Raw genomic sequence first — 473 nt, forward strand, 5'->3', positions numbered from 1 at the left:
CCGGCGAGCACGGCAAGGGCTTCGCCGTCGTCGCCGCCGAAGTGCGGAAACTCGCCGAGCGCAGCCAGGTCGCGGCGCAGGAAATCGGCCACACCGCCAAGGACTCGGTGAAGCTCGCCGAGCGCGCCGGCGCGCTGCTCAAGGAAATGGTGCCGTCGATCCGGAAGACCGCCGATCTGGTGCAGGAAATCGCTTCCGCCTCGCAGGAGCAGTCGGCCGGTGTCGGCCAGATCAACGGCGCGATGAGCCAGTTGAACCAGGCGACGCAGCAGAACGCCTCGGCCTCCGAGGAACTCGCCGCCACGGCCGAGGAAATGGGCGGCCAGGCGCAGCAGTTGCAGGAGCTGATGGCCTTCTTCCGGCTCGCCGGCAGCCACGCGTCGGCGCGCTAACCGGCGGCGCCCGTCCGGCGGCCAGGGGCGCTCCGCGACGCTTGCCCAGGCACCGGCTCGCCGCGCCGCCGGGTGCTCAGC

General features: G+C 72.1%; 1 protein-coding gene. It reads left to right on the top strand.

The features are described 5' to 3' along the window. Window positions 1–392, top strand: a 392-nt coding sequence (locus tag CAPSK01_RS19065; protein WP_273704095.1) for a methyl-accepting chemotaxis protein, incomplete at its 5' end; no start/stop codon positions are given. Window positions 393–473: the final 81 nt, after the last annotated feature.

It is taken from the genome of Candidatus Accumulibacter vicinus (assembly GCF_000584955.1).
Classification (GTDB): Bacteria; Pseudomonadota; Gammaproteobacteria; order Burkholderiales; family Rhodocyclaceae; genus Accumulibacter; species Accumulibacter vicinus.